Origin of the sequence: Pseudoselenomonas ruminis (assembly GCF_008271295.1) — a bacterium.
Taxonomy (GTDB): Bacteria; Bacillota; Negativicutes; order Selenomonadales; family Selenomonadaceae; genus Selenomonas_A; species Selenomonas_A ruminis.
Genome location: NZ_VTOY01000003.1, coordinates 196,584 through 217,361, shown reverse-complemented (window position 1 = coordinate 217,361; position 20,778 = coordinate 196,584). Strand labels below are relative to the sequence as shown.

Annotated in this window: 21 protein-coding genes and 2 tRNA genes; 1 reads left to right on the top strand and 22 read right to left on the bottom strand. The window is 50.4% G+C overall.

Features of this window, described 5'->3' with window-relative positions; translation table 11 throughout:
- Positions 1 to 11: 11 nt before the first annotated feature.
- The 12 genes from minC to FZ040_RS06465 all read right to left on the bottom strand — a co-directional run bounded on the left by minC (position 12) and on the right by FZ040_RS06465 (position 10,465).
- Complete coding sequence (gene minC / locus FZ040_RS06520; protein ID WP_149171254.1) at positions 12 to 671, bottom strand: septum site-determining protein MinC; 660 nt, start codon at positions 669 to 671, stop codon at positions 12 to 14.
- A 63-nt stretch (positions 672 to 734) separates the two neighbouring features.
- Positions 735 to 2,528, bottom strand: coding sequence for a penicillin-binding protein 2 (gene mrdA / locus FZ040_RS06515; protein ID WP_149171253.1), 1,794 nt, complete (start codon positions 2,526 to 2,528; stop codon positions 735 to 737).
- 45 nt (positions 2,529 to 2,573) lie between these two features.
- Positions 2,574 to 3,074, bottom strand: coding sequence for a rod shape-determining protein MreD (gene mreD / locus FZ040_RS06510; RefSeq protein WP_149171252.1), 501 nt, complete (start codon positions 3,072 to 3,074; stop codon positions 2,574 to 2,576).
- Positions 3,071 to 4,027 (bottom strand): rod shape-determining protein MreC, encoded by a 957-nt coding sequence (gene mreC / locus FZ040_RS06505; RefSeq protein ID WP_149171251.1) that lies wholly within the window; start codon positions 4,025 to 4,027, stop codon positions 3,071 to 3,073. The genes mreD and mreC overlap by 4 nt, the downstream gene beginning before the upstream one ends.
- Positions 4,024 to 5,064 (bottom strand): rod shape-determining protein, encoded by a 1,041-nt coding sequence (locus FZ040_RS06500; protein ID WP_149171250.1) that lies wholly within the window; start codon positions 5,062 to 5,064, stop codon positions 4,024 to 4,026. The genes mreC and FZ040_RS06500 overlap by 4 nt, the downstream gene beginning before the upstream one ends.
- Positions 5,065 to 5,206: 142 nt before the next feature.
- Positions 5,207 to 5,896 carry a RadC family protein gene (gene radC / locus FZ040_RS06495; protein ID WP_149171249.1) on the bottom strand — a complete coding sequence of 230 codons (690 nt, stop codon included), beginning with the start codon at positions 5,894 to 5,896 and terminating at the stop codon, positions 5,207 to 5,209.
- Positions 5,865 to 6,455, bottom strand: a complete 591-nt coding sequence (locus tag FZ040_RS06490) for a Maf family protein (RefSeq protein ID WP_149171248.1) — start codon at positions 6,453 to 6,455, stop codon at positions 5,865 to 5,867. The genes radC and FZ040_RS06490 overlap by 32 nt, the downstream gene beginning before the upstream one ends.
- A gap of 12 nt (positions 6,456 to 6,467) precedes the next feature.
- Positions 6,468 to 6,740, bottom strand: coding sequence for a DUF4321 domain-containing protein (locus FZ040_RS06485; RefSeq protein WP_255448783.1), 273 nt, complete (start codon positions 6,738 to 6,740; stop codon positions 6,468 to 6,470).
- Between the two features lie 126 nt (positions 6,741 to 6,866).
- Positions 6,867 to 8,144: an ArsB/NhaD family transporter gene (locus FZ040_RS06480; RefSeq protein WP_149171247.1), complete on the bottom strand. Its 1,278-nt coding sequence runs from the start codon at positions 8,142 to 8,144 to the stop codon at positions 6,867 to 6,869.
- Positions 8,145 to 8,295: 151 nt separating this feature from the next.
- Entirely contained in the window at positions 8,296 to 10,050 is a 1,755-nt protein-coding gene (locus FZ040_RS06475) for a sensor domain-containing diguanylate cyclase (RefSeq protein WP_149171246.1), read from the bottom strand.
- 251 nt (positions 10,051 to 10,301) lie between these two features.
- Positions 10,302 to 10,378, bottom strand: a tRNA-Arg gene (locus tag FZ040_RS06470).
- A 10-nt stretch (positions 10,379 to 10,388) separates the two neighbouring features.
- A tRNA-Pro gene (locus tag FZ040_RS06465) sits at positions 10,389 to 10,465 on the bottom strand.
- A gap of 153 nt (positions 10,466 to 10,618) precedes the next feature.
- Between FZ040_RS06465 and trpD the strand changes: the two genes are divergently transcribed.
- Positions 10,619 to 11,635, top strand: coding sequence for an anthranilate phosphoribosyltransferase (gene trpD, locus FZ040_RS06460; RefSeq protein ID WP_149171245.1), 1,017 nt, complete (start codon positions 10,619 to 10,621; stop codon positions 11,633 to 11,635).
- A 51-nt stretch (positions 11,636 to 11,686) separates the two neighbouring features.
- On the opposite strand, the gene FZ040_RS06455 is transcribed toward trpD, so the two are convergent.
- The 10 genes from FZ040_RS06455 to FZ040_RS06410 form a co-directional block, all read right to left on the bottom strand.
- Positions 11,687 to 12,472 carry a hypothetical protein gene (locus FZ040_RS06455; RefSeq protein WP_149171244.1) on the bottom strand — a complete coding sequence of 262 codons (786 nt, stop codon included), beginning with the start codon at positions 12,470 to 12,472 and terminating at the stop codon, positions 11,687 to 11,689.
- A gap of 18 nt (positions 12,473 to 12,490) precedes the next feature.
- Complete coding sequence (locus FZ040_RS06450; protein WP_187620265.1) at positions 12,491 to 12,826, bottom strand: hypothetical protein; 336 nt, start codon at positions 12,824 to 12,826, stop codon at positions 12,491 to 12,493.
- 41 nt (positions 12,827 to 12,867) lie between these two features.
- Entirely contained in the window at positions 12,868 to 14,535 is a 1,668-nt protein-coding gene (locus FZ040_RS06445; RefSeq protein ID WP_149171243.1) for a flagellar assembly protein A, read from the bottom strand.
- A 26-nt stretch (positions 14,536 to 14,561) separates the two neighbouring features.
- A complete protein-coding gene (locus tag FZ040_RS06440; RefSeq protein WP_149171290.1) occupies positions 14,562 to 15,320 on the bottom strand; it encodes a FliA/WhiG family RNA polymerase sigma factor in 759 nt (252 codons plus the stop codon).
- Positions 15,321 to 15,399: 79 nt separating this feature from the next.
- On the bottom strand, positions 15,400 to 15,786 hold the full coding sequence (locus FZ040_RS06435) for a hypothetical protein (protein ID WP_149171242.1): 387 nt from the start codon (positions 15,784 to 15,786) through the stop codon (positions 15,400 to 15,402).
- A 31-nt stretch (positions 15,787 to 15,817) separates the two neighbouring features.
- Positions 15,818 to 16,303, bottom strand: coding sequence for a chemotaxis protein CheD (locus FZ040_RS06430; RefSeq protein WP_149171241.1), 486 nt, complete (start codon positions 16,301 to 16,303; stop codon positions 15,818 to 15,820).
- A gap of 1 nt (position 16,304) precedes the next feature.
- Positions 16,305 to 16,919: a chemotaxis protein CheC gene (locus tag FZ040_RS06425; RefSeq protein WP_033169889.1), complete on the bottom strand. Its 615-nt coding sequence runs from the start codon at positions 16,917 to 16,919 to the stop codon at positions 16,305 to 16,307.
- A 68-nt stretch (positions 16,920 to 16,987) separates the two neighbouring features.
- Complete coding sequence (locus FZ040_RS06420; RefSeq protein WP_033169888.1) at positions 16,988 to 17,455, bottom strand: chemotaxis protein CheW; 468 nt, start codon at positions 17,453 to 17,455, stop codon at positions 16,988 to 16,990.
- Positions 17,456 to 17,470: 15 nt separating this feature from the next.
- On the bottom strand, positions 17,471 to 19,528 hold the full coding sequence (locus tag FZ040_RS06415; RefSeq protein ID WP_149171240.1) for a chemotaxis protein CheA: 2,058 nt from the start codon (positions 19,526 to 19,528) through the stop codon (positions 17,471 to 17,473).
- 22 nt (positions 19,529 to 19,550) lie between these two features.
- Positions 19,551 to 20,762, bottom strand: coding sequence for a protein-glutamate methylesterase/protein-glutamine glutaminase (locus FZ040_RS06410; RefSeq protein WP_149171239.1), 1,212 nt, complete (start codon positions 20,760 to 20,762; stop codon positions 19,551 to 19,553).
- Positions 20,763 to 20,778 lie beyond the last annotated feature (16 nt).

Below are 20,778 nucleotides of genomic sequence, written 5' to 3'. Positions count from 1 at the left end.
GTTTTCAGTTCCTACCTTTCTATTGGTTCAATCACAATACGGCCTTCTTTGATGGAAGCCCGTTCTGCACGCTCTGTTTTTTCCATCTCGTCCGGTGACCGGGCGATGAGATTGGAAATGCGGATCTGCGTCGGCATAAGATGGTCGGCAATGATAAAAGCCGTACTGTCTCCAAATGCACCGGCATGTACCATTCCCCGGCAGGTGCCGCGGATGTCAATGCTGCCGCCCGCAATGATTTGCGCACCAGGATTGACGTTGCCACAGACCATGACCGAGCTTTCCGTCCGGATTTCCTGCCCGCCCCGCAACGTGCGGTTGACGACGACCATCTCCTGAACTTTATCTTTCTCGGCCTTGGCCTTTTTGACTGCTTCCTGATGCTGTTTGCTTTCCTCGCGCACCTTTTCCGATGGGGTCTGCTGCTCCGCCGGTTTCATCGTCCGGCAAATCAAGCCATGCTCATGGAATAGCTTCTGAAGTTTTCCACGCTCCTCTTCGGTAAACGCATCGCTTGGAAGAAGTACCAACGTTCCACGCAGGAAAAAACCTGTTCCAGAGACAAGTTTGTCTTCGATATCCTGGCGAACATCATCAAAGGTAGCACCATCTGCGAAACTAAGCTGCAGACCGGACTTACTGCCCTTGATCTTTACAATTTCTTCACTCATGGCTGCCCTCACTTCTAAAAATTTTTATCTTCATCTGCCGCAAATCTTTCGCGGCAGAATGGATTACGGATTTTGCTGCTGCGCAGCTTTCTGCTGGTTGATGCCAAACGCCGCTTCCAAAATTTTGCGGCCAATCGGCACAGCCGATTGGGCACCAAAACCGCCCTGCTCGACAATGACTGCTACTACGATATTCGGATTGTCAAATGGGCCATAGGCAACAAACCAGCCATGATCCCGGCCATGCGAGTTCTCCGCCGTACCGGTTTTACCAGCAATATCAATGGTAAAGCCGCGGAAAGCAGAAGCTGCAGTACCGTATTTCGTAACATCGTGCAAGCCATCCTGAACCAACCGGATGACATTGGGGTCAACGTCCAAGTTAGCGAGAAGCTCTGGCTGGAAATCCTTAACCACCGTGCCGTCCGGTCCGACAATACGCTTGACCACATGGGGACGGTAACACTTGCCATCAGCCGCGATTTCGCCCATTACCATAGCGGCCTGCAAAGGCGTTACGAGGTTGAAGCCCTGGCCGATTGCCGCATCGAACGTCTCCGACAGATACCATTCGCCATCTTCGAAGTTCAGTTCCTTATAGCGGCGGTTTGCCACCAGGCCGGATGCTTCATAGGGAAGGTCGATACCAGTCTTTTTGCCCAGGCCAAACATGCGGGCATATTTTTCCAGGCGGTCGATACCCAGACGATTTCCCATTTCATAGAAATAGACGTTATCCGAATGAGCCATTGCCTGGCGGAAGTTAATGAGGCCCAGCGCCTCGCCCTCCGAGTTGCCCTTCGGAATAATCCAGTGACGGCCGGTATCGTTAATGAGTTCTTCCGGCGATACTACGCCTTCCGTCAGCGCAGCCGTACCAGTGACAATCTTAAACGTCGAACCTGGCGGATATTCACCGGAAATCGCCTTATTATCCATCGGATGATAAGGATTGTTGTTCAACGCATTCCAATCCTTGGTGGATATGCCATGGGCGAACAGATTCGGGTCAAATGCCGGACGGCTTACAATGGCCAAAATCTCACCGGTCTGAGGATTTAGGGCAACAGCCGCGGCCGCATGGGCGTTAATCGCCTTCAACTGGTCATCCACGGCCTTTTCCGCCGCCGCCTGTAAATTCTTATCAATCGTAAGATAAAGATCATCGCCGGGGATTGGGTCTTTCTTGCCCAGGATTTCTACCGGACGTCCGGAAACATCTACCTCGACCTGCTGGCCGCCATTTACGCCGCGCAGTTCCTTGTCGTAGACTTTTTCCAGACCAAACTTGCCGATGATGTCGCCGGTCTTATAGCCGTCGTCCTTCATCTTTTCGAGTTCCATATCATTGATTTCGCTGACATATCCATAAGTATGCGCAGCTTCCTGCTTGTTCATGTAGTCGCGAATCGGCAGTACTTCAATGACGACCCCCGGGTAGTTTTCCTTCTGCTCTTCAATGATGGTAACGATGTCCGGGGTGACATCTGCCTTGATGCGAATCGGGTCAAAGCCGCTGTGCATGGCAATTTTTTTCTTTATGTCCTCCACCGGTACCTTTATGAGTTCCGACAGACGCTGGATGACATCATCGGAAATCGGCGCCGTCAATGGCAGCAGGGATACCGTGAACCCCGGACGGTTTTGTACCAGAAGCTCCCCATTACAATCATAAAATGTTCCCCGGGGCGCCATTGAGGGGATGATGCGGATGCGGTTGCCTTCGGCAAGCTCCGAATAATATTCCCCCTGATAAATTTGCAGGTAACCTGCCCGCCCGATGAGTACGGCAATGACCAGCACGCAAAACCAGCCCAGAACTTTTAATCTGCCGCCAAATTCATCATTTTCGACCAAGAATTATCTCTCCCATAACGAAAGGCACCCCGCAAGGTGCCTTAATCAGTGTTTTTCTTTTTTGCTGAGCTTCTTATCCAAAGCATAGGCAAGGCGATGCACCGGATAGGCAAAAGCCAGCTGATAGATGAGCATCGGAACCAGCATCGATTCCACATTGCCCACCAGATTAAAGCGATACCCTAATAATACCATAAGCAACGCCAAAATAAAATAGTTTGCCACAATTGCCGCCACAGATGCAAATACCGGCAAGAAGAACTGTTCTTTGAATACCCGGTCAGAAAAACGGCCAAAGAACATGCCAATCAAAAGCTGTGAAAAAGCATGGATTCCCAGAAACGTTCCCGTCGCCAGATCCTGCAGCAAACCGGTAGCGAATCCCATCAGGCCGCCATAGCGCATCCCGCGCAAAAACGCACAGGACACCGTAAGCAGCAGCATGAGGTCCGGACCAATTCCACGATAGGCAATAAGCGTCAGCAAAGACGACTGCACCACATAAAGCAGAATGACAAAAACTGCCAGCTTTCCAAACTTATTCATCTCTGATTCTCCCCAGCAGCTGCTGCTTTCGCCTCAGCAGCCTGTGCGGCCGGATCCGTTTCCGTTCCCGGCGTCTGTACTGGTGGCTTGATTGGCTCTGGCGGAGCCTCACGGGAAGCCGTGATTACCATGACATCTTCCAGTTTCTGGAAATCGACTGCCGTTTCCAGCAGACCGATTTTCAGCAAGCCGCCTGCATCATTTTCGATAGACGAAACGCGGCCTACCACAATTCCCTTCGGATAGATGCCGCCAAAGCCCGACGTCACAATGACATCACCTTCAACAACATCGGCATTCTTAGCGATATTTACCATCTGCGGCATCGTCGGATTGTTCATATCGCCTTGAACGATTCCCGCCACACGGGACTCAGCCCGCTGGACGATAGTGCCCACAGACGAACGCGGGTCAAGAATCAGCTGAACCTTGGAAGTATTCCAGCCAGCCTCGACAATATGGCCGACCAGACCATCAGCAGTCACGACTACCATATCGACATCAACGCCATCTTTCTGACCGCGGTTAATCACAATCATGCGCGACCAGGTTGCCGACTCGCGGCCAATAACCCTTGCGGCTACCAGGTCGAACTGCGTCGTCATCTGGCGATAGCCGAGCATCGTACGAAGCCGCTCATTTTCGGCCATGGCCTCACTCGCCTCAAGGTTCTGGATGCGCAGCTGCTCCACTTCATTGCGCAGCAGCTTATTCTGCTCATGCGCCGTAGCAATATCCCAAATCGTGCTGGTCACGTAGTCCAGCTGTCCGCCAATCCACGCGGCCGTCTGCTGGAACGGCGACAGCACCAGCGACACAGCCTTGCTGTTTGCCGGTGCCTGAAAACGCCCTTTTGCGGCAAAGAAAATGATGCAGAACAAGCTCACAATGACAAACAGCACAGCCCATGTCTTGCGATGCGGATTCTTATCTTTTCTTACTCTGCTGCTCATTGTCTCAACTTCTTCGAGGTCATTACTACACGTTTCAGGAGTTCAATGTTCTCCAACGACTTACCCGTACCTTCACCAACGCAGGAAAGCGCATCTTCCGATACCAGAACCGGCATTCCCGTCTCCTTGGACAGGAGCTTGTCAAGGTTCGTCAGCAGCGCACCGCCGCCCGTCATCATGATGCCATGATCCATGACATCAGCTGCAAGCTCTGGCGGAGTCTTCTCCAGCGTTCCCTTGACAGCATCGATGATCTTATAAATCGGTTCATTGAGTGCATCGCGAATCTCACGCGCCTGAATATTCAACGTCTTCGGCAGACCGCTTACGAGGTCACGGCCGCGGATGTCCATCGTCTTATCCGTCTCCGGCGTGACAATAGCCGTGCCGATGCTGATTTTGATTTCCTCAGCCGTACGCTCACCAATCATGAGGTTGTACATGCGCTTGATGTACTGCACGATAGCAGAATCCATCTCATCACCGCCGATGCGGATGGAACGGCTCGTAACGATACCGCCAAGGGAAATTACAGCGATTTCCGTCGTGCCGCCGCCGATATCAACAACCATGCTGCCCGTGGCTTCCTCAACCGGCAGGCCTGCACCGATTGCTGCTGCCATCGGCTCCTCGATGAGATAAGCCTCGCGGGCACCAGCCTGCTGGGCAGCGTCGATAACCGCACGCTTCTCAACTTCCGTAACGCCGGAAGGAACACCGACAACTACCCGCGGACGAACAAAGGATTTCGAATTCATGGCCTTGCGGATGAAATACTTCAGCATGGCCTGCGTTACGTCGAAATCGGCAATAACGCCGTCTTTCATCGGGCGGATTGCTACGATGTTGCCCGGCGTACGGCCAATCATCTGCTTAGCCTCTTCACCGACAGCCAACACATCACCCGTATCACTCTTAATGGCAACAACCGACGGCTCACGCAGGACAATGCCTCTACCCTTTACATGTACCAGGGTATTTGCCGTACCAAGGTCAATGCCCATATCGTGAGATAAACCACCAAAAAGACTCCACATTTTACCGAAAAACTCCCTTCGAAATAAAAACAAGCCAATACGATATCGCACCGGCGAAATTTACAACACAAAATAAAAACAGTACTCTTATTGTAACACAAATCATCGGTGTTTGTAACGGAAAAATTCCAGAAATTTTCACCTACGACAACAGGCCCTTATCTTTCAGGCTGACATAGCGGTTGCGCCCGATGATGACATGGTCGAGCACCGGAATATCCATAATTTTTCCTGCTTTAACCAATCTTGCCGTCACGGCGATATCCTCCCGGCTCGGCGTAGGGTCGCCACTCGGATGGTTGTGCAGCAAAATCATCGAAGCCGCCGCATAATCTACAGCTGTCCGGAACACCTCGCGCGGATGCACAACCGAGGCCTGCAGGCTCCCCACCGAAACATCGTGCAGCCCCAAAATATGATTCTTGGTATCCAGCAGCATGACGGCAAAATGTTCCCGCTGCTCGAACCGGAACCGCGGCATGGCAAAATGGGCCACATCTTCCGGGCCACTTACAACCTCCGCAGATTCAGCTTCCGCAATCGCCAGCCGCCGTCCAAGCTCCACCGCAGCCAGAATTGTCGCAGCTTTTGCCTGTCCCACACCATGAATGGCAGCCAGCTCCGACGCTGGAATATGCGCAATTGCCACGAGCCCCCGCTCTTTGTAATAGGCCAGAACCTCTTCGGCAATGCGGAGAACGGATTTCTCATGCGTTCCCGTGCGGAGAAGCACTGCTAACAGCTCTGTATTGCTCAGTCCATCCGGCCCCGACGCCAGCAATTTTTCCCGCGGGCGTTCGTTAACTGGTAAATCCCTCACCATGATTGTCATACAAATCTACGCCTGCCTTTCTGGCAAGCTGTGTGACTGCATACAGCGGCAGGCCGACCACGTTGGAGTAGGAACCTTCAATCTTTTCAATAAAGCGCGCCGCTATCCCCTGCACCGCATAAGCCCCGGCCTTATCCAGCGGTTCACCGGTATCCACATAGCGGTCAATCTCCTCCTCGGTCATGTCGCCGAAGGTTACGCGGGTCGTCACCACATCGGCATAGACTTTCCCCTTTACCACCAGAGCAATTCCCGTAGATACCTGATGGGTCCGGCCGGAAAAAGCTGCCAGCATGCGGCAAGCCTCTGTTTTATCACACGGCTTCCCATACGTATGCCCGTCAAGCGAAACCACTGTATCGGCCCCGAGTACCGGCCTTTCCGGATGCTCGGCAGCCACAGCCTTTGCTTTCGCCACAGCATTTATCCTCACCAATTCTTCCGGCTCGAGTAGATCGCCGCTTTCCTCAGCAGCATCGCTGACCAAAACTTCAAAGCCGGCTCCAATCTGTTCCAGGAGTTCTTTTCTGCGTGGTGAACCAGACGCCAAAATAATCATGACTTCCCCCTCTCAATACCGGCGGAACAATACGATTGCCAGAACGATTCCCAAAATACTCATGAGATTCGGCGCAAATGCCAGTCCCAGCGTCAGCTGAATCACATAGAGATTAATCGTAAATGGCTGAACATCAAACACAGGATACGTTGCCACGAGATACGGCATCAACCCCGCCAGCGCATCCACATTCATCAGCAGCTGGCCAATAATTCCGCCCAGGATAGCACCTACCACCACAAATAGGAAACATATTCCCGAACTGCGTCCACTAAATTTTGCCAAAAGAACCCCTCCAAACGATTATCATCCTTACTATTCTTGTCCTGCCCCCGGATTCCTGCCAACACCAACAAAAATCCAAACAAAAAAACAGTTGCGGAATTTGATTCCGCAACTGTCATCAGCAGATTAAATCAAGTACCGGATATAAACATACACCGTGGACAGTACAATCGTCAAGAGCATGATAGGAAATCCGATTTTGAAATAGTTAATGAAGGTAATTTTTACACCGCGCTCAGCCGCCAGACCTGCTACAATGAGGTTGGCCGAAGCACCGACCAGCGTTCCGTTGCCGCCCAGGCAGGCACCCAAAGCCAGGCTCCACCAGATTGGCTCAAGATTGCTGACACCCATGTTGCCCATATCCTGAATCAGCGGAATCATCGTAGCGACAAACGGGATATTGTCGAGTACCGACGAAACCAGCGCACTGAGCCAGAGCACCAGCAGCGAAGTTTTCGTTACATCGCCGCCCGTAAGCTCGACGGCCTGCTTAGCCAGACTGCCAATAATGCCCGTCTCGATAAGACCGCCTACGGCGATAAAGAGACCGATGAAGAAAAAAATCGTAGCCCACTCTACCGACTTCATGGTTTTCTCCACGAGATGGTGGCTGCCGCCAGCCAGCAGCAGCAGCAGGAAGCCACCTGCCAGCGCAATCATCGACGACTCGATGTGCGTGATCGAATGGGTAAAGAAGCCAAGGATAACCAGCGTCAGCACAAACAAGGAACGTGCCAAAAGGCCGCGGTCCTTGAGGGATTTTTTCTCATCCATCTGCATGAGTTCTGCCTGAAGCTCCGGCTTCGTATTCATCTTGTTGCGGTAAATGACCTCCACCAGGAAGATTACCACCAGCAAGTCGATGATGGCAATCGGTGCCAGGTTCTCAATGAACGCCATAAACGTCAATTCTTTTATCGCACTGCCAATCATGATGTTTGGCGGATCACCGATAAGCGTTGCCGTACCGCCAACATTCGACGCAATAATCTGCGTCAGCAAAAACGGAATCGGATTGATATGCAGCTTCTGCGTGATGCTGAAGGTCACGGGAACCATCAGCAGAACCGTCGTGACATTATCGAGGAATGCCGAAAAAACAGCCGTAATGAGTCCAAGATAGACGAGAATGCGTTTTGGCTCCGCTTTCGCTACCTTCGCCGCCTTGATAGCAACATAATCGAACAAGCCAGTATGGCTCGTCACACCGACCAACACCATCATGCCGACCAGCAGCCCCAGCGTGTTGAAATCAACATGATGAAGCGCTGTTTCCTGCCCCATGATGCCAAGCAAAACCATCAGTGTTGCACCAAGCATAGCGGCAACCGTACGGTGTATCTTTTCCGATACAATCACCACATACATCAAAATAAAAATAATACCTGCTAAAACTTCCATTTTATGCCTCCTTTTTGCCTGTGGCAGTACCACAGGCTTCCTAAAAAAAACAGACGGAGCCCATGGTGACCAGACTCCGCCAAGATTCAAATTCAATTTCAGCACTATCTTACCATAACAAATGCATCGATGGCAAGATTCTTGTTACGTTTTATAACATGACTACCGTATTTTTCCCTACGGTGCGTTTTGCCTCATACAAAGCACGATCCACACGGCGGCACAAACTATCCACGGTATCATCGGATTTGGCAGTGACTATACCGATACTGGTAGTCACCTTGCTGCCGCTCGGCAGAATATCCAGTTCCGCCACCTTTCGGCGGATGCGTTCTGCTACTTCCTGCAGTATCCGCTCATCCATATCATAGAATACAACAAAGAACTCATCACCGCCCCATCGGCCTGGCGCATCATCGTCTTTGCGCGTCGAAGCCCGCAGGATATCAGCAATGGCCTTGATTGTCTCATCGCCTTTGGCATGACCAAACGTATCATTGATTCCCTTGAAATCATCTACGTCCATCATGAGCACGGCCAAAGGATGTTCGTTAAGCGCCGCCGCCTTCATCATACGCCGCAGCCGCAGCTCTGTCTCCCCGCGGTTGTAAAGTCCCGTCAGGCGGTCGAGCTGTGCCAGTCGCTTCAGCTTGGAATTCGATGCTTCCAGCTCCTGCGTCGTCGTTTCGATAAAATGAACCAGATGGGCCATAATCGAGCGGTGTTTCTTGAGTTTCGGCGGCGTTACCACCAATGGCGGATTCTCCCCGGTCTTTAGCCCCTCACGCATACCAATCGTAACCAGGGTCATATTGGATACCATGATTTCGCCATTCTGGATGCGCATGAATTCTCCATAAGCATAAAAACCGGAGGAAGGAGCCAAATCACGCGTGATGGAAAGCTCCTGCTCGGTATCACTGCCGAGCAGCATCCAGCGCGCCACGCAGCTTACCACAAAAATTGCTTCGGGCTGGAACGACGCCAATTTCCCTTGCAGGACCAAGGCGTTTTCGATGATATCGCCGGGATCGCCATAAGCCAGGCGAACTTCTTCCCCTTCACAAATATCCGCTCCGAACACAATGCCGCCATCTTCCCGGCACCGCCGCGGATGGCGCGCCAATACAACGCCATGACGCTCGAAATAAAACGGAAACGTCAAGGCTTCCACCAGGAATTTTTCGTCATTGGCAATTCCCAGATAGCGATTAAAAATTTCCAGTGCCGGCTGGCCGTCCAATTCCTGCAGGCAATATTCTCCATCCATTTTCGTGACCTGCATGCTTCGCCCTAAAGGCTTCCAGCCAAAACTCGAGCTGGCTTCGACATGAAGCTTGTCACCACTAAAAATTGCCACGGCCACGCCATGCCGGAGATTCGTATTCTGCGCAAAGACCATTCCGTTCTGCCCAAGACTGCCATCGTCAGCTAAGCCGCCAAAGAAGACAATCTCCTCGCGTGATTTCGAAACCTCACGGAAAAACGGATTGATATCCAAATGGAATCCGGCCGAAATGACCTCAACCGCAGCCACATTTTTATCCGCATTTAATATTGCCAGCAAATCCTTACCAGCCTGCTCACTCGACAGCTGGCGGAAATCATACGACATAACCCGGACTTCCGAGCACTCAAACAACGTGAAATTGACCACGATATTATGCTCAATCAAACGTCCATTTACGATTTCTCCCGTAGACACGGCACCAACAATCTGTGCTTCCGGAAACGATGCCGAAATCGTTCGCTGCATCTCCATCAACATCCGTTCGTTGGCCGTATCCATAAAAATAGAGACCAGCACACAGGATACACGCCGCATCGTCCGGGCTTCTTGTTTAACTTTTTCAATGCAATCCTGGAGTTCCTGACGCTTTTGAATCGAAAAAGGAATCTGTTTCATTTTATTTCAATCCTTAACCATTACCAAAAACATTTCTTGTTTTTTACTCACAAACAATTATACACCACTATAATATTACCGTTTAAATACGGGATTAGCAAGGCCTTTTTCGCTAATCCACCAACGCCGTCTCTCCCCGCTGACTAGTGAAAAAGCTCGAATACAACGAGGTATCCGGGCTTCTGCAAACACTTGCTGGCTTCAGCACTTATAACAAAAAACTCCGAGGACCCCTCGGAGCAATAATCCATTGGTGCGTCAGGAGGGATTCGAACCCCCGACCCACGGCTTAGAAGGCCGTTGCTCTATCCAACTGAGCTACTGACGCAATAAAATAATGGTCGGGATGACAGGATTCGAACCTGCGACATCCTGCTCCCAAAGCAGGCGCGCTACCAAACTGCGCTACATCCCGTAGACCACTCATATAGTATAGCCAAAACTCATCTTCTTGTCAATGCTTATTTATTTTTTATTTCCTTTCCACCGAATAAAGTTGACAACTTTACAGTTAAATGATAATGTTTACTTTAATAATGTAATAAATTTGTATTTGAGGTGAATACGCATGATTAAAGAAGCTATCGAAAAGATAGTCAGCAAAAAAGACCTTACATATCAGGAAGCTTACGACGTCATGAATGAAATCATGAATGGCGAAACGTCTCAGATTCAAAATGCAGCTTATCTTTCTGCACTCTCAACCAAAAGCACCAAAGCAGAAACCATTGATGAAATTTCTGGTTCAGCAGCGGCTATGCGTGACCATGCCCTGACAGTAACCCACGATATGGATGTCCTGGATATTGTCGGCACTGGTGGTGACCATGCGCACAGCATTAACATCTCCACCACAGCTGCGATGATTATCGCCGCCGCCGGGATAAAAGTCGCCAAACACGGCAACCGTGCTGCCTCCTCGAAATGCGGTGCCGCCGACTGCCTGGAAGCGCTCGGCGTCAATCTGGATCAATCGCCGCAAAAGGTTGTGCAGGAACTAAAAGAAATCGGTCTTTGCTTCATGTTTGCCCAGAAATATCATAGCTCTATGAAATACGTTGGTGCCATTCGCAAAGAACTCGGCATCCGCACCGTATTCAACATTCTCGGACCACTGACCAACCCGGCCCATCCGAACCATATGATTTTAGGTGTCTACGACGAATACCTCTTGGAGCCGCTGGCTAAAGTCATGTTATCGCTGGGCGTCAAAGCCGGCATGGTAATCTACGGACAGGACTGCCTCGATGAGTTCTCACTCAGTGCGCCTACCAGCGTTTGTGAATTCCGTGACGGCTGGTTCAGACGCTACGAGGTAACACCTGAGGAATTCGGCTTTACCCGTTGCCAAAAGACCGATATCCGCGGTGGCGACCCTGCCGAAAATGCCCAGGTCACACGGGATATCCTAAACGGCGCCACGGGACCAAAAACCGACATTGTACTGCTGAATGCCGGTGCTGCCATTTATGTTGGCGGCAAGGCTGACAGCATTAAAGCCGGCATCGAAAAAGCCCGTGAGCTTATCACTTCTGGTGCTGCCAAGAAAAAACTCGAGGAATTCTGTCAGCTCTCCAACGCCTGAAAATAAAAAACAGGCTATGACGAAGGCACTTGCCTTGTCATAGCCTGTTTTTTATTCCAATTCATGGCGGTTCATCTCGCGCAATAGTTCAATGGCGCCCTTGCCAATTCCCGTTTCACGAGCCGTTTCCTCAACAGAGTAGCCACTTAACAGTAAAGCGCGTGCCTTGGCTGCACTCTGGGACATTCCCTCAGTCGGATCTTCCTCAACTGGGCCTGCCGGCTTATCGGCTGGTTCTTCACTTACCTCAGCGGCACGATTATTCATGGCCTCCGCCAAACCAGCTGCCTGATGTTCCCCGGTAATATGCGGCGCATGGATTTCCTGTTCTTCCCGCTCAATGGACTTTTGAAGGACGGCGGCAAAGTCCTGTGCATCAACGCGTTCAACAGTGGCAGCAGGCTGCTGCATCACTGGCTGCTGTACGGACATAGCCGGTGCCATCGCGTTTGGCGCCATCATCGGCATGACTGGCGGATTCTGCCAACGTATCGCCAACTCCTGTGACGTCTGTTTTGCCGTCATGATTCGTTCATCCAGCTGCCGTCCCTGCTGTTCCAGCGACATTGAAAGCTGACGTGCTTCCAGCAGCTGCGCTTCCAGCTCACGGTTACGGGCTTCCGCCTGCTGCAGCAGTTGTTCCAGATGATTGATATGACTCCCCATCCGCTTGATTACTGCATCCGCCGAGCGTTCAATTTCCGCTTTGAGCTGATTGGCCGAATCCACCAGTTCTTCCTCGTCCCAAGACGTCCCTTGCTGGCGCTTGGAAAGCCATCTGGCCCCCATCACCAGAACAAAACCAATTATAATAAGTGATCCTAACGTATTGACCATAGTGGAAAAAACTGCCTCCTAAAAGCTGATATCCAAAAGGTTCCCCCGCGAGGGATCTTTTGCATATTTTACAGGATCCGGAACATTTTCTTCTTCGGATGAGCTTGCCTGATGACGTGAAGAAGAACCTTGTCCGCCCTGCTTGCGCTGGCGGTCCGGGTCATCCTTGATACGGCCATCTTCCACGTTATCCTTTTCCCGCACCTGTTCCTGTTTCAGCTTATCTTCTTCTTTTTGTTGAATTGCCTGAAAATCAGACTGCATGGCATTAGCCTGATTGAGATTGTGCTGTACCTGCGCCGCATCAGCAGCACGCGGCACCATCATCTGCAGGCTCATCGGCGTTATGTCCATTTGGATTCCTTCTTTCTCAATCCACCGTTACGAACATTCTCTTAGTATGGACCAATATCAACACGATCATTTTTCACCGAAAGCGTCGCGCGCTTGATTTCCGACTGTACATTCATCATAACCGAATTAATCGAAATTCTTACTCCTGGATAAACCGTGTCACTGACACGAATCTTCCCGTTCTGCATCATGTTCAGCTCTGTCTCAATAGCTAAAATCTCTTTTTCATCACGTTTAATCTTGCCTGCCAAGGGGAACTGCGAACGAGTCAGCGCATTGATTTGGTTAATGCGTTCCTGCGGCAGCCGGCTGATATCAATCTTACCCAGCGTGTTGAGCATCTGCGTAATTTGCTTGAGCCGTTGTTTGGATTCCTTGTATTCCTGGCAGAGTTCACGATAGCGCTTCTGCAGCTGCGGATTGACACCAACAGACAGGCGTGTTACCACAAAGGCCGTATTACCGACAATCTTGCAGCGAATTTCTTCACCGGCTTCCACCAAACCGCCAGTTACCATTCCGCGCTTATCTTCGAGGAAAATGCGTTTTCCTGCACTGATATTCGAATGAAGTGCCACGTCCTGAATATAGATGTCACGCTCGCTTTCAATCACAGCGTTTTCGGCAAAGGCGGCCCGAACGTCCTCCCGCGCTCTAACCTTGCCGCGGTTCATTCCATTTACACCGCCTTGAATATAGACATTGCGGCCTTCAACATCGCCACCACTGACCATGCCGCTGATTTCGATATCACCAGTAGCCTTGACGACAAAACCTGCCTCGACATTTCCCTTGATTTCTACACTGCCCGCAAAATCAATATTTCCGGTGCCGACACCAACGCTGCCTTGAATCAGCAAATGCGGGTCAATGTTAATTTTTTTGCCGCTATCCACAATCTGACCATCGATAGAGGCTATCAACTCATTCTCACCGGAAATTTCCGTATTCTTCCCCTGGGGAATCGGAATGGGTTTTCCGTTTTTAGCCGGAACTTCCAGACCATAAACATCACGGCCTGGCTCGCCTTCTGTCTGCGGGATGCGCACGGCCAGCAAATCACCCTTTTTCGCCAGCACGAACAGATTCATGTTTTTGAAATCCACCCGATCGTATTGGTCAACTTTCGGACGGCCTTTGACTCCCAAATCGAAATGGCGTTCAATCCGCGCATTTTCACCATTCTTCGGCGGCTTTCCCGTTGCTGCTACAAAGGGATACAAGCTCTCTACGCCAACGCGAATCGCTTCATCATCAATGCCGAAAACGATATTATGGTCAGCCAGCGCAGCCTTTACAGTGTCTATTGACGGCAGTTTCTTGCCCACTTTGGTATCATAGCGGATTGTTACCGTCATGCGGTCACGGCTGACATCGACAAGGATACCAGCTTCCGCATCCAGCTCGTTTTCTTCCTGCATGACTTTGTCTTCCTGGTCCGGCAAAGTTGCCGCATCCTCCGAAGATATATAACAGTCCGCAAGTTTTCGTGACTCTCCTGAAGCCTCTCGTACAATCTGCGAAAGCGTAATGATATCATAATCGATAACACCATTATCGTGCAAAATCTGGCGGATATCCGAAAGTTCAAATAAAAGGCCATCAGCAGCATCAGGATAAATCGTCAAATAGACACCATCTTCCCGAAATTCACACAGGTAGCCTGCTTCTTTGCTGCCTACTGCCGGGCGCAATGTCTGGTCATCCATGATACGTCCCCCCCAGGCTGAAATCGCTATACCAAGCTTGCCTTCATTCGTGCCAAATAACCGCGCAGGCGGAATACCGCCTTGGTATGCAGCTGTGATATTCTGGCTTCTGACAACTGAAGGATCAAACTGATTTCTTTCAAAGTCATTTCTTCGTAGTAGTAAAGTGCTACAACTTTCTTCTCTTTTTCTGGCAGCCGGTCTATTGCCGCTGCCAAAGTATCCCTAAGTTCGGCTTTTTCCAGCCGTTCTGTCGGTCCCTCTTCACCTGATGCAGGAGTATCTGTCCGCAGATAATCATCTAGTGGAATCACAGTGGCTACACTGATCTGACTCTCCAGGTTCTGCAATTCTTTTGCACTAACCCCTAGTTCTTCAGCTAGCTCCTCATCATTTGCAGGACGTCCAAGACGGTTTTCGAGTTCATAGACCGTCTGTTCATAGCGACGGATTTTTTGCCGTATCGCCACCGGCAGCCAATCCTTGGACCGTAAATAATCAAGCATCGCACCACGGATGCGAACGCCAGCGTATGTCTCAAACTTGTTTTTCCGTTCCATGTCATAACGGTCAATTGCATCCAGCAAACCAAAAAATCCGCTTGAAAGCAAATCATCCCGATCGACATGTGACGGCAGGCTGATTGCCAGGCGCCCTGCCACCATCTTTACCAACGGAAGATAATGCTCTGCCAGTTGATTGCGAAGCTCGATTGATTTATTGTCCAAATAACTATGCCAAAGGGAAGTAATATCGGCCAAATTTTCATCTTGGTTCTGTGCCATAGAATCCATTGGAGCGACCTCCTCCCATCCTAAGTCGTAACGATTAGATATTCATTGATTGAGCACAGGAGCAACGCCATCAATTATCTGATGGCGCCTCCATATGTTTGAGGTTATTTGATGTCAGCGGCTGAAAATCCGCATTTTCTTCATCACTTGCTTGCATTTCCGCCGTTGGCGATGTCTCTTCTGCTGACGCAGCTTCATCCACAGCTTCGTATTCCTCTGGACTCTTGGGCTCTTCTTCTTCCGGATTTTCCACAAGTTCCAGGTTTTTATCAAAGCCTACCAGTTCTTTGGCTTCCAGAACGAACGCGACGAGCCAGACGACGGCACCGGCAACCAGAAAGCCTATCAGGCTGCGGAGCAGCACCGTCATCAGGCGTGCGTCACTGACCAATCCCGCCAAAGCGATAACCATCGCGGAAATAAATGCAAAAACTAACGACATACCTAATTTGAACAAGCTGCTTCACCTACTAATTGCATAAACATGATTAAATTTCTTTTTCACCTTTATCAATGGTCTTCACCTTATAGACGCCATCTTCCATATTAATGGAAACCGTTCGTCCATACGTGCCTCCTGTATCCTCAGCAATCAAGCGGATATTGAGATCCTTGAGGATCTTTTTGGCGGCTTCAGCATTACGTGCACCAACTCTCATGATATCCGTAGCATTCTGAAAAGCAAACATCTGCGCTCCGCCAGCAATTTTGGCTACCAGCCGGGAACGCGACGCTCCTAATGCCAATACATCTTTAAGCATCAGCGGAAGTCCCGTATCCGCGAATTTTGCCGGATTATCGGTTGGACGTGCCTGTGTGCTGTCCGGCAGCATGATGTGCAGAAGGCCTCCCACTTTAGCCTGTGGATCATAAAGAGAAATGCCGATACAGGAGCCGAGACCATAGCTGATGATTGTGGACGGCGCCTGGCCTACTTTATAATCAGCCATGCCGACTCGGATAAGATCTGCCATTTTACTCAACTCCTACCGCGTCAATAATCGTATTCAAGGAACCCGGATCCGGCACCAGGAAGAACTGACCATTGATTCCATCGTCCTCGGAAAGGAATTCCGTCTCAATGACCAGGGCCTGATCCCCCATCTGCCCCAGCTGGGCCAGGACAACATTCAGGATTGCCCCTGCCATATCCATTGCCAAAGCCGGAATAGACGGCAGCATTGTAATCTTTGTGAACGTGAAAAAAGCATTCAGGTAAGCACCGGATAAGATGTTGCCGATTTCCATGAGTGCCGACTCATCCATGAAATCAAGACTTGTCGTAGAACCATGCGGTTTACCCATGAGCGTGTCCACCAGATAGAAAGCACTTTTCTGAGGAAGCAAAAACAAAATGTTGCTCGGTGCTTTACCATATACACGCAAAAAGATACCAACAACTACAGCATCCGGTCCACCTACCAAATCCGGTACAGCTTCCAACGGAACCAACGCCACCTTCGGCACATTCATGTCAATCCGGCGGTTGATTACCTGCGACAGAGCCGTAGCCGAGTTGCCAGCACCAACATTGCCGATTTCCCGCAGAGCGTCAAGTTGGTTCGCGGAAAGATTCAATTCATCTGTCATAGTTGGACCCCTCTTTTTACAGGAATGGGACGTGCCGAGGCACGCCCTATTACTCTGATATACTCGAATTATTTGCCGTCCCCAACATTGCCGATAATCTCTTCAAGATTCAGCATGATAATCAAACGGCCATCAACATTGCCAATCCCACTGAGGAAACGCGAACCACTCTTATCATTGATTGCCTTTTTCGTATCTACCGGCTTGCTGTCGATAGTCAGAACTTCCGTTACTGCATCGACCAGCATTCCGACATGAAGGTCATCAATGTTCACGGTTACGATACGCGTATCATCCGTATACGGAGTCTCCGCCAAACCAAGACGCTTTTTCAGGTCAATGACCGGCAGCACGGAGCCGCGGAGATTGATAACGCCTTTGATGAAGTCAGCGGAAAAAGGAACGCGCGTGATATCCGTGAGATTGCGAATCTCCTGGACATTCAGGATGCTCACGCCATACTCCTCATCGCGAAGTTTGAAGGCTACGACCTGTCTGCCTTCATCCATCTCATTCATATTCTCTTCATTTGCCATCTCAGCTACCTCCTCTTACTGCTGCATCATCGTAGCGACATCCAGGATCAAGGCCACACGGCCATCGCCGAGAACCGTCGCACCAGAGAACATCTTGAGACCTGCAAACAGGTTGCCAAGCGTCTTGATAACGATTTCCTGCTGTCCAATCAGATTGTCAACCACAATACCTGCTTTAGCCTCGCCGGCATGGACAACTACGACAAAAATCTCATCCGAATCTTTGACGTGCGGTACCTGCAACGTCTCTTCCATGCGAATGATTGGGATGATTTCACCACGCAGAACGATAACTTCCTTATTCCTTACTGTCTTAATATCCTCTGGCTGAATGTTAATCGTGCTGTCAATCGAGCCGAGCGGGATAGCATACATCTCTTCCTGTACTTTAACCAGCATAGCCTGGATAATAGCCAGCGTCAGCGGCAGTTTAATCTTGAATACCGAGCCTTCATCGACTTTCGTCTCGACATCGACATGTCCCGAAAGAGACTCAATCTTGCTGCGGACAACGTCCATACCTACGCCGCGACCGGAAATATCCGTAATCTGCTCAGCCGTCGAGAAGCCCGGAAGGAAGATTAAGCGGACTGCATCGGCATCGTCAAGCTTATCAGCCTCTTCCTGGGTAATCATGCCCTTCTCAACTGCTTTTTTGCGAATCTTTTCTGCCGGAATACCTGCACCATCATCGGTAACCATGATAACCACGTTGTTACCTTCATGACGGGCAATAAGTCCGACTTCACCTGTACGGGGTTTTCCTTTGGCTTCACGCTCATCCGGGTGCTCAACACCATGGTCGAGGGAGTTGCGCAGCAGATGCATGATTGGATCGCCGATTTCATCGATAACCGTACGGTCAAGCTCTGTCTCCTCACCTTCGATGGTAAGATTGATTTCCTTATTGAGCTCTTTCGATACATCGCGTACCATGCGCGGGAAACGGTTAAATACAGCGCTGACCGGGACCATGCGGACTTTCATGACGATGTTCTGCAAATCGGTCGTTACGCGGTCCATCTGCTCAAGCGTTTCCGTAAGTTCTGCCAAGCGGTGCGTCTGGCCAATCTGCTCCAAACGGACTTTGTTGATAACCAGCTCGCCCATGAGGTTCATCAGCGTATCGAGTTTATCGATATCAACGCGTACCGACTGGCTCTGATGGGCTTTTTTCGGTGCAGCCGGCTTAGCCGGAGCTTTCTTGGCTGCAGCCGCCGGTTTGGCGGCCGGTTTGGCAGCTGCCGGTGCAGCAGCCGGTGCCGGTGCAGCTTTCTTCTCCTCAGCGGCCGGTTTGGCGGCAGCTGGTGCATCCGGGTCTACGAGCTCAACAACGAGCTTATCAATCTCAGAAATGCTGCTCAATGCCTCTTCCACGGCTTTCGTATCCGAAGCCGTTACGACCAGCACATCAAAGGAATGGTCAAATTTCTCCTGTTCCAGTGCCTCAGCAGGCGGAACAGATTTGATGACATCACCGAGTTCATCCAGCGCATTCATAACCATATAGGAACGAGCTGATTTGAGCAGGCAAGTCTCCGACAACGTAACCTGTACATGAATGCCAAGGAGACCGCCCTCCTTAGCCTGACGAAGTACATCGCGGTCTACATCGGAAAGCGCAATTCCCGTTGCAGCTGCTTCAGCCGGTTTTTCGGCGGCAGCCGGTGCAGCAGCAGCAGGGGCCGGTTCCCCTTTCGAAATTGCGCTAAGTTTTGCCACCAAATCCGAAACGTCAACAACGTCTTCCGATTCGCCATCCGCAACACTGTTAATCATCTGCTCCAGGGAATCCAAACATTTGAACAACGTATCGATGATATCCTCGTCAAGTTTCAACTGCTCTTTACGAATCAGGTCAAGAACATCTTCCATTTCATGCGTAAGTTCAGCAATCTTATTGTATCCCATAGTTGCCGACATGCCTTTCAGCGTGTGCGCATTACGGAAAATATCATTAACTACTGATACGTCCTCTGAATTTTCTTCCAAACTCAGTAAGCCTTCATTCAAAGACTGTAAATGTTCATGTGATTCATCCAAAAACATTTCCATATACTGATTTGTTTCCATTTGTATTCCCCCTATATCCTTTCTATCTCTTTACAGCCTCGACGATTGCTCCGGCAATATCCTGAAGCGGGCGTACCTCATCAGCCAGTCCTGCGTCAACCACCGCCTTGGGCATACCATAAACCACACAAGTCGGTTCATCCTGAGCGATACTGTAGCCACCTGAAGCCTTGATTTTCTTCATTCCTTCACAGCCATCCGAGCCCATCCCCGTCATAATAACGGCGACCAGCTTGCGGCCTAATGGTGCTACCGAATCGTACATGACATTTACTGCTGGGCGATGATTTCCCACACGCGCTTCCTGACTCAACTTGATTCTGCGTATCCCGCCATCATCCTTGACCCGCAAATGAAAATCTCCCGGCGCAATATATACATGACCTGCCCGGATTTCTTCCCCATCCTCAGCTTCTTTGACCGAAATCTGAGAAATTGAATCCAACCGGTCAGCCAATGCCTTGGTAAATCCAGCCGGCATATGCTGGACAATCACTACCCCGCAGGGAAGGTTCCCCGGCAGGCTTGTGATTACATTCTGGAGTGCCTGTGGTCCGCCGGTAGACGTACCAATCACCACCAGTTTATTGCTATGTCCAAAATTTCCCGCCATAATCGGAGAAGGTCTTCCAATCGAAGCGGGTACGCTGCTCCGGCTTTGCAGGAGCGGATTATTTCTCTTGCTGCCGAATGCAGGCTTCTGAGCCGCTGGTTCACTGGAAGGCCCCGTCCCCAGTTTCAACCCTTGACGTTTTGGTATCTCTACCCGTTTCATTACCGGTGGTGCCAAGTGTCCGGCTGGCTCTTCTGCTTTTTTCTTGGCAAAATTCATTTTCTGCACGCGCGCATTTGCGGCCGCGCGGCATTTCTGCAGGATTTCCTGCTCAATACTGTCAATACGCGAAATCGAACCACCAGCTTTGCTGATAAAATCAACAGCTCCTAGTCCTAATGCCCGTACTGTTGCATCCGTCCCCTTTTGGGTCAGGCTGCTGAGCATAACCACTGGGATGGGGCACTCTTCCATAATGATTGCCAAAGCTTCCAGTCCATCCATCACTGGCATATTGACATCCAGCGTCAATAAGTCCGGTTTCAGCTGTTTTACCTTGCTAACTGCTTCCTTGCCATTCATTGCCGTTCCGAGCACCTCGAAATCCGGCTGTTTGCGGAACAAGTCGGCTAGGACTTGACGCATGAATGCTGAATCATCAGCAATTAAGACACGAATCATTCTGATCACCCCATTT